This is a genomic window from Ilumatobacter sp. (assembly GCF_049588435.1).
In the GTDB taxonomy this organism is placed as follows: Bacteria; Actinomycetota; Acidimicrobiia; order Acidimicrobiales; family Ilumatobacteraceae; genus Ilumatobacter_A.
Window position 1 is genome coordinate 1 of record NZ_JBAVYV010000239.1, and the last position, 6742, is coordinate 6742.

Here is a 6742-nt window from a genome sequence, read left to right on the forward strand (position 1 = left end):
ACAACGCGACGATCCCGACGATGAAGGCGGCCTTCGCCGTCCCGCGCGAGGCCGGATCACGTTCTCCCCGGTCGACGGCCTTCATCTGTGTCCAGCCCATGATCGTCCCGGCAATCGAGAGGAACACGCAGCAGAAAATGCCTGCGATCGACAGTCCCAGCGCCCATCCGGCCGCCGAACTCCGCTGATACGCCACCGAGGTGCCGTCGTACGCCTCATATCCCGGAGGGGCCGGATACCCGGTTTGTTGGACAGAGGGAGCGCCGAAGGCGTTCGTCGGCGGCGCAAACTGCGGAGCGGGCCGGCGATGCTCGGTCCAGGCGCTGCCGTCCCAGTACCGCTCGCCACCGGCACGTTCGACGTCGGGATACCACCCAGCCGGTGTTGAACCTGCACCCATGTCGCCACTCCCTCGGCTCGCGACGACCACCATGATCGACTGCGGGATTCTGCACCCACGAGCAGTGGCGACGCAAACGGACGCCACACCACTGGCGTCGAAGCGGCCGATCGGGCACACTGGATCCGACCGTCGGTCCCGGCGGTCGACGGCGACGAGCCGACCCCCACCCGCCCGGCGACCATCGTGACCGAACGCAAACCTCCCGACGTCAGCTGGGAATCGTGGATCGAACGCCAGATCCAGAACGGCCAGCACACCGGAGCATTCGACGACCTGCCCGGAACGGGCCGCCCGATCGACGACCTCGACCAGCCACACGACGAATTGTGGTGGGTCAAGGCGAAGCTGCAGCGAGATGACGTCGTCTACACGCCGCCGACCATCGCCATCCGAACAGATCGTGATGCAACCGTCGCGGCCGCACTCGTCGCGCCGACCGAAGCCGACGTGCGCGCTCTGATCCTCGCGCTCAACGAACGCATCGCCGCCGTGAACCGACGCGCGTCGCCGGGCCCTCCGTCGACCGTTGCGAAACTCGATGTCGAGCGGATCGTCGACCGGTGGCGGGTCGCGCGGTCATCCGACGACCTGGCCGTTGTCGACCCGGAGGGATCGGTCCAGTCGGCCGTCCCGCCGCACTTCGAGACCATCGGTCCGCACCCCGGAACCGAGATGGGGTCCGTGCTGGTCGCCGGACTTGCCGCGCGTCGGATCGGCGGGGATCGACTTCGGTTCTGGTTCCGACTGGCATTGCTCGCTGGACTCTGCGTCGTCGGACTTCTCGTCGTCCGGTAGACCGCGCGGTCAGGCGAGCGTGGCGGCGATCAGGTCGAGGTGATCCAGGTCGGCGAGATCGAGCACTTGGAGATGGATCCGCTCGGCTCCTGCCGAGCGCCATCGAGCGACCGTCGCGCGCAGTTCGTCGGGGGTTCCGGCTGCGCCGTTCTCACGGAGTTCGTCGGGTTCTCGACCGATCGCCGATGCACGCTCGGCGAACTCGTCCTCGTCGATGCCGACGCAGACGACCAACGCGGCGGAGTAGGTGAGTTCGTCCGGGTCACGGCCGATCTCGACGCATGCATCACGCACCCGCTCGCGCTGCTCGCCGAAGGAGTCGAGAGGCATGAACGGTGCGTTGAACTCGGTCGCGTGACTCGCCGCGAGCGCCGGCGTGCGCCTCGGCCCGCCGCCTCCGATCACGATCGGGATCCGGTCCTGGAGGGGCTTCGGCAGCGCGGGTGAGTCCTTGATCGGATACAGCGGCCCGGCGTGTGCGAACTGCTCGCCGAGCGGTGTGGACCAGAGTCCGGTGATCACGTCGAGTTGCTCCTCGAGGCGGTCGAACCGCTCGCCGAGATCGGGGAAGGGGATCCCGTACGCCTCGTGTTCCTCCGTGAACCATCCGGCACCGAGGCCGAGTTCGACGCGGCCACCCGACATCTGATCGACCTGTGCAACCGAGATCGCGAGCGGTCCCGGGAGCCGGAACGTCGCCGACGTCACCAACGTGCCCAAGCGGATCGTCGTGGTCTCACGCGCCAGCGCGCCCAGCGTGACCCACGCATCGGTCGGGCCCGGCGCACCGTCCCCCTCCCCCATCGAGAGGTAGTGATCGGAACGGAAGAAGCCACCGAACCCGAGTGATTCGGCACGCTGCGCCACGGCGAGCAGGTCGTCGTAGGTCGCGCCCTGCTGGGGCTCGGTGAAGATCGTGAGATCGAGGAGATCCATGCGCGGATCCTACGGTCAGAGCGTGACGACGACCTTGCCGTGGGTCTTTCGATCGGCCAGGTCCTGCAGCGCCGTCGCCGCGTCCTCGAAGGCGTACGGCGGGTAGAGCGGCGGGGCGACCGTACCCGCAGCCGCCATCTCCAGCAGCTCACGCATCTGCTCGCCGAGCGAGTCGGGATACTTGGCGAGCGACGCCCCCCAGTGCACCCCGACGATCGAGTAGCTCTTGAGCAACGCATGGTTCGTCTTGACCTCCGGGATCCCGGCGACGAAACCGATGACGAGCAGCCGCGAGTCCCAGCCCATGCACCGCCGCACCTGATGGAACGTGTCGCCGCCGACCGGGTCGTACGCGACGTCCACACCGCCTCCCGACGCCTCGCGGACGGCATCCACCCAATCGGGAGTCTCGCGGTGGTCGATCACGACGTCGGCTCCGAGCTCGCGCACGAGCTCGACCTTCGTGTCGCCACCGGCGATCGCGATCGTGCGTGCGCCCATCGCCTTGGCGAGCTGGATCGCGGCCGTGCCGGTGCCACCGGCCGCTCCGGTGATCAGCACGCTCTCCCCCGCCTGGAGGTGAGCTCGATCGCGCAGCGCGTAGAGCGTCGTGCAGTAGTTGATCGGAATCGCCGCCGCAGTCTCGGCGGACACACCGTCGGGCACCGGGAAGACACCGGCGGCGGGATGGGTGACCTGTTCGGCGAGGCCACCACTGCCGAGGAACGCGACTCGTTGACCGATCTCGAGGCCGGTCACATCGTCGCCCAGCGCTGCGATCCGACCGCACGACTCGCCACCCGGGGTGTGCCCGGGACCGGTCTTCACCTGGTACTGACCGCGGCACTGGAGCACGTCGGGGAACGCGAGCCCGACCGCTTCGACGTCGATGAGGACGGCGCCGGGTCCGGGACTCGGTGCCTCCTCGTCGACGAGACGCAGCTGTTCAGCCGGGTCACCGAGTTCGTTCAGTCTCCAGATGCGCATCACCCCAACGTATTCGGCCGGCCGCACCTGGACCCAGTGGGCCAGACACCCCCGCCCACCGGTGTTCTCGTGAACTGTTCGCGCACAGAGCGCCAGAACAGATCACGAGAACGCCTACTGTCCGGGCGGTATGGGGAACGTGAGAGGGCACATGATGAAACGAATCGCACTGGCCACCGCGGTGATGCTGGTCGTGGCTGCATGCAGCGGCGGGTCCGACCAGACATCGACGACCGAGGACACCACGTCGGCCACCGCGCCGGCCGCAACCGAGTCGCCGGAAACGGACCCACCGAACAGCGAGCCGTCCGACACCCAGCCGGACCAGCCGGCGGACACGTCTCCCCCGGACACCGAACCAACCGATGACAGCGATGGATTCGCCGGGACGATCGAGCTCGACGTCGAGAACCCCGAACGCTGCGAGGTCGTCGGCGAGTCGTGCCTGCTTCCGTTCCCGTCCGACGCGCTGACCGTCACCGACGACACGTCCGAAACCGGGGTGCGGGTGAGCCTGTCACCGGACTCGATGCCCTCGAATGCGGACGGCGTTCCGATCGACGTCACCCGCCAGAACCGGAACGACGGATTCAGCCCGGGAAGTGCAGCTCTCGTGCTGATGCCCGGGGTCGATCCCGAAGCCTCGGGGCTCCCGCCGATCACCGACATCGCGCGCTCGCTCGATGCCGACTCCGCCAGCGTGATCGTCGACGCGACCACAGGCGAGACGTGGCCGCACTGGGCCGAGCTCGACTCGAACGCCACGGACCCCGAACGACAGGGACTGTTCCTGCGTCCTGCGGTCAACTACACGGAAGGCCATCGGATCGTGGTCGGGCTCCGCAACCTCGTCGACAGCGCCGGTGCGCCGATCGAACCGACCGATGCGTTCGTCGCCTACCGCGATCGCCTCGAGACCGATGTTCCCGAGGTCGAGGCGCGTCGCGAGTCGATGGAACAGGTCTTCGCCGATCTCGAAGCAGCAGGTGTCGAGCGCGATGAGCTGGTGATGGCGTGGGACTTCACCGTCGTCTCCACGGACAACCTGACCGGGCCGCTCGTCCACATGCGCGACGACGCATTCGAGCAGCTCGGCGACGCCGCGCCGAACTTCGCGGTCACCTCCGCGTCCGAGGACGTCGAGGACGTGCCCGGTCGGATCATCGTCGAGGGCACGTACGACGTGCCGCTGTATCTGGAAGCCGACGGAGCGCCCGGAACCGGTCTCAACCTCACCGACGACTCCGACCTTCCGTCTGCCAACGGTACGTTCACCGCCGGATTCCGTTGCCAGATCACGCCTGCGACCTCCGGAGCCGAGCCCGGCGCCGGGATGATCTACGGCCACGGTCTCCTCGGCACCGACAGCCAGGTCACCTCGGCCGGCCCGACGCTCGTCGCACAGAACCACAACTTCGTCGTGTGCGGCACCGCGTTGATCGGGATGTCGGAGGAGGACACCGGCAACGCTGCGGCGAGCCTCGTCGATCCGAGCAACTTCTCGACCCTCGTCGACCGGCTGCTGCAGGGCCATCTGAACACGCTGTTCCTCGGCCGTCTGATGAAGCACCCGGAAGGACTCGTCTCCGATCCGGCATTCCAGTCGGATGCAGGCGAACCGCTGATCGACACCGCCGAGCTCTCGTACTACGGGATCTCGCAGGGCGGGATCATGGGTCCGGTGTCGACCGCCGTGTCGACCGATTGGGACCGAGGGGTGTTCGGCGTTCCGGGTGTCAACTACTCGACGCTGCTCAACCGGAGCGTCGACTTCGACACGTTCCAGCAGATCCTCGATCCGGCGTTCCCCGACAAGCTCGATCAGGCGATCGTGCTGCTGACGATCCAGATGCTGTGGGATCGCGGCGAGGGCAACGGGTACGCCAACCACTTCCGCGAGCCACTTCCGGGCCTGAACCAGAAGTACGGGCTGATCCAGGGAGCGCTCGGTGACTTCCAGGTCGCGAACGTGGCGATGGACGTGATGGCCCGCTCGATGGGCGCGTCGGTCGGTGCCGCCGACGTGCGCTCGACCGACGTCGAGCCGTTCTGGGGCATCGACCGGATCGAGACGTACCCGTTCGACGGTTCCGCGACCTTCATGTTCGACAGCGGAACTCCGTTGCCACCGATCACCAACACGCCGCCCCGCGAGGGAACCGACCCGCACGAGGACGTCCGACGCGCCCCGTCGGCTTACGACCAGGTCGCCGCATTCCTCGGATCGGATGGAGCCGTCATCGACACCTGCGACGGCGACACCTGCATCATCGAACCCCGCGAGTGATCAAATGCGCGTCGGTGCCAGGCACCGACGCGCATTCTCGTCGTCGCGTGGCCAGCACAGACTGGCTGGCGGCAGGCGGCGGTGTCTACTCTCGGCCGATGCGCCGCCTCCTCCCGATTCTGCTGATTGCGACCCTCGTCGCTGCGTGCGGGTCCGACTCCGACACCAGCCCGACCACCGACCCCGTCGACGAAACCGTGGCGACGGCTGGGTCGGCCGACACCGGTGCGTCGGAGGCAACGGATCCACCGGTCACGGAAGCGCCCACGACCGCTGCCACGACGACCGCGGTACCGGTCGAGACCGATGCTCCGACGACGACTGCGGCACCCGAACCCGAGGTGACCCCGGCCGAGCTGGCCGCCCCCGGCCCGTACGCAGTCGGGGTGACGACACGTGCGCTTCCCGAGGGCAATGCGGTCGAGGTGTGGTTTCCCGCCGACGATTCCGCCGTCGGCGAAAACGTGTCGTACTCCGTTCGCGATTTCCTCCCACCCGCAGTCGCCGACCTCGTCCCCGACACGATCGACGACACCCGCTCGATCGATGCAGCACGCGACGGACAGGCCGCATCCGACGGTCCGTTCCCGGTCGTGCTCTTCAGTCACGGCTCGACGTCGTATCGCCTGCAGTCGAGTGTGCTCGCACGGCATCTGGCCTCGTGGGGCATCGTGACCGCCTCGACCGACCATCCGTCACGCGATCTACTGAACGTGATCGGCGGAACGGCCGAGGGGCAACCGGCCTCGATCGACGACTTCCGGTCGATGCGGGCGTACCTGACGACGCTCGACGACGACCCGGTTCTCGGTGGCGTGCTCGACAACGATCGGGTTGCCCTCGGCGGGCACTCGGCCGGCGGCGGCACGGTCGCCCAGATGGCGGGCGACGACGGGATCCTCGGATACGTCTCGTACGCGTCCGGGCTCGGCGATGCCGCACCGGACGTCCCCTCGCTGTTCATGGCCGGCGAGCTCGACATGATCGTCGATCCCATCGAACGAACGGAAGTCGCATACGATGCCGCCCCGGCGCCGTCGTGGCTCTGGTCGTTTGCGGATTCCGGGCACCTCGCGTTCTCCGATCTCTGTGCCATCGGCACCGAGGGCGCCACGTTGATCGACTTGGCCGAGGCTGCCGGCCTCGGCGCGCTCGTCGACGACCGGCTGCGGATGCTCGGTACCGACGGCTGCGAAGTACCCAACCGACCGGTCGAGGAGGTCTGGCCCGCCGTCCACCAGGCGGCCACCGGCTTCTACCGTTGGGTCTTCGGGACCGATTCCGAACCGATCGGCCTCGATGAATCGGTCGTCACCGATGGTGTGACCGTCACC

Annotated in this window: 6 protein-coding genes; 3 read left to right on the forward strand and 3 right to left on the reverse strand. The window is 67.9% G+C overall.

The genetic code is table 11. The features are described from left to right. A partial coding sequence (locus tag WBV89_RS09490) for a DUF2510 domain-containing protein (RefSeq protein ID WP_423981096.1) occupies positions 1-400 on the reverse strand: 400 nt, incomplete at its 3' end. A gap of 186 nt (positions 401-586) precedes the next feature. On the opposite strand from WBV89_RS09490, the gene WBV89_RS09495 reads away from it, so the two are divergent. Further along, positions 587-1198, forward strand: a complete 612-nt coding sequence (locus tag WBV89_RS09495; protein ID WP_423981097.1) for a DUF1992 domain-containing protein — start codon at positions 587-589, stop codon at positions 1196-1198. Between the two features lie 9 nt (positions 1199-1207). Here WBV89_RS09495 and WBV89_RS09500 read toward each other — a convergent pair whose 3' ends face one another. Then, positions 1208-2134 carry an LLM class F420-dependent oxidoreductase gene (locus tag WBV89_RS09500; RefSeq protein WP_423981098.1) on the reverse strand — a complete coding sequence of 309 codons (927 nt, stop codon included), beginning with the start codon at positions 2132-2134 and terminating at the stop codon, positions 1208-1210. 15 nt (positions 2135-2149) lie between these two features. Then, on the reverse strand, positions 2150-3121 hold the full coding sequence (locus WBV89_RS09505; protein WP_423981099.1) for an NADPH:quinone oxidoreductase family protein: 972 nt from the start codon (positions 3119-3121) through the stop codon (positions 2150-2152). 151 nt (positions 3122-3272) lie between these two features. Here WBV89_RS09505 and WBV89_RS09510 point away from each other — a divergent pair, with 151 nt between their 5' ends. Both WBV89_RS09510 and WBV89_RS09515 read left to right on the forward strand, forming a co-directional pair. Next, positions 3273-5408 (forward strand): hypothetical protein, encoded by a 2136-nt coding sequence (locus WBV89_RS09510; RefSeq protein WP_423981100.1) that lies wholly within the window; start codon positions 3273-3275, stop codon positions 5406-5408. A gap of 98 nt (positions 5409-5506) precedes the next feature. Beyond that, a partial coding sequence (locus WBV89_RS09515) for an alpha/beta hydrolase family protein (protein WP_423981101.1) occupies positions 5507-6742 on the forward strand: 1236 nt, incomplete at its 3' end.